Origin of the sequence: Microcoleus sp. B13-B6, from assembly GCF_036705405.1 — a bacterium.
Lineage (GTDB): Bacteria > Cyanobacteriota > Cyanobacteriia > Cyanobacteriales > Microcoleaceae > Microcoleus.
Window position 1 is genome coordinate 1 of sequence record NZ_JAUBUJ010000200.1, and the last position, 2,500, is coordinate 2,500.

The window sequence follows — 2,500 nt, forward strand, 5'->3', positions numbered from 1 at the left end:
TGGGCTGTAAGAGCCTGACGATGACCTACTTTCACACGGGAACCCGCACTATCATCGGCGCAAAGTCGTTTCACTGTCCTGTTCGGGATGGGAAGGAGTGGTACCAACTTGCTATGGTCATCAGGCATAACTGGGTGCTGGGCTGTTCAAGGAACAGCCTAGCGAATTCATAGAGTTTGGAATCAGATTTTTGTGTCTTTTGACTGCGTCAACTTGGCATAACAATCTTTGAGCTTTTCACGCATCCCTTACGGTTTGCATATTGGCTATCAAAGTTATAGGGTCAAGCCGCACGAGCAATTAGTATCAGTTAGCTTAACGCATTACTGCGCTTCCACACCTGACCTATCAACGTCCTGGTCTTGAACGACTCTTTAGGGGGCTCAAGGCCCCGGCAGATCTCATCTTGAAACGAGTTTCCCGCTTAGATGCTTTCAGCGGTTATCTCTTCCACACTTAGCTACTCGGCAATGCCACTGGCGTGACAACCGATACACCAGAGGTGTGTCCACTCCGGTCCTCTCGTACTAGGAGCAGGCTTCCTCAAATCTGCAGCGCCCACGGAAGATAGGGACCAAACTGTCTCACGACGTTTTAAACCCAGCTCACGTACCTCTTTAAATGGCGAACAGCCATACCCTTGGGACCGGCTACAGCCCCAGGATGAGATGAGCCGACATCGAGGTGCCAAACACCGCCGTCGATATGAACTCTTGGGCGGTATCAGCCTGTTATCCCCAGAGTACCTTTTATCCGTTGAGCGATGGCCCTTCCATACAGAACCACCGGATCACTATGTCCTGCTTTCGCATCTGCTCGACTTGTCAGTCTCGCAGTTAAGCACGCTTATGCCATTGCACTATCGTCACGATGTCCGACCGTAACTAGCGTACCTTCGAACTCCTCCGTTACGCTTTGGGAGGAGACCGCCCCAGTCAAACTGCCTACCATGCACTGTCCCCGATCCAGATAATGGACCTAGGTTAGAACCTCAAACACACCAGGGTGGTATTTCAACGTTGGCTCCATGACATCTAGCGACATCACTTCAAAGCCTCCCACCTATCCTACACAGATCTGTTCAAAGTCCAATACAAAGCTACAGTAAAGGTTCATGGGGTCTTTCCGTCTTTCCGCGGGGAGATTGCATCATCACAAACATTTCAACTTCGCTGAGTCTCAGGAGGAGACAGTGTGGCCATCGTTACGCCATTCGTGCAGGTCGGAACTTACCCGACAAGGAATTTCGCTACCTTAGGACCGTTATAGTTACGGCCGCCGTTTACTGGGACTTCAATCAAGAGCTTGCACCCCATCATTTAATCTTCCAGCACCGGGCAGGCGTCACACCCTATACGTCCACTTTCGTGTTTGCAGAGTGCTGTGTTTTTATTAAACAGTCGCAGCCACCGATTTTTTGCAACCCCGTTGGGCTCGCCTTGTACAGGTTCACCTACTTGGGGCATACCTTCTCCCGAAGTTACGGTATCAATTTGCCGAGTTCCTTCTCCTGAGTTCTCTCAAGCGCCTTAGAATACTCATCTCGCGCACCAGTGTCGGTTTGCGGTACGGTCGTCAATAGCTGAAGCTTAGTGGCTTTTCCTGGAAGCAGGGTATCACTCACTTCGTCTGCAAGCAGACTCGTTATCACCCCTCATCTAAGCCCGGCGGATTTGCCTACCAGGCACGACTACAGGCTTGAACCAACATATCCAACAGTTGGCTGAGCTAACCTTCTCCGTCCCCACATCGCACTATTGATCGGTACAGGAATATTGACCTGTTTCCCATCAGCTACGCATCTCTGCCTCGCCTTAGGGGCCGACTCACTCTACGCCGATGAACGTTGCGTAGAAAACCTTGCGCTTACGGCGAGGGGGCTTTTCACCCCCTTTAACGCTACTCATGTCAGCATTCGCACTTCTGATACCTCCAGCATCCGTTACCAGACACCTTCACAGGCCTACAGAACGCTCTCCTACCACGTGCAATAAATTGCACATCCGCAGCTTCGGTAACTGGCTTAGCCCCGTTACATCTTCCGCGCAGGACGACTCGATCAGTGAGCTATTACGCTTTCTTTAAATGATGGCTGCTTCTAAGCCAACATCCTGACTGTTTTAGCCTTCCCACTTCGTTTCCCACTTAGCCAATTTTAGGGACCTTAGCTGGCGGTCTGGGTTGTTTCCCTCTTGAGTCCGGACGTTAGCACCCGGTGCTCTGTCTCCCAAGCTGTACTCGTCGGTATTCGGAGTTTGCATAGGTTTGGTAAGTCGCCATGACCCCCTAGCCTAAACAGTGCTCTACCCCCGACGGTAATACTTGAGGCACTACCTAAATAGTTTTCGGAGAGAACCAGCTATTTCCAAGTTTGTTTAGCCTTTCACCCCTATCCACAGCTCATCCGCTAGTTTTGCAACACTAGTCGGTTCGGACCTCCAGTACCTGTTACGGCACCTTCATCCTGGCCATGGATAGATCACTTGGTTTCGGGTCTACA

The 2,500-nt window shown here is 51.0% G+C and carries 2 rRNA genes (1 of these 2 cut by a window edge); both read right to left on the reverse strand.

Annotated features, from left to right (window positions below):
• Positions 1-12: 12 nt before the first annotated feature.
• A 5S ribosomal RNA gene (rrf, locus tag QUB35_RS38210) occupies positions 13-125 on the reverse strand.
• 154 nt (positions 126-279) lie between these two features.
• Positions 280-2,500, reverse strand: a 23S ribosomal RNA gene (locus tag QUB35_RS38215); it runs 658 nt beyond the window's last position.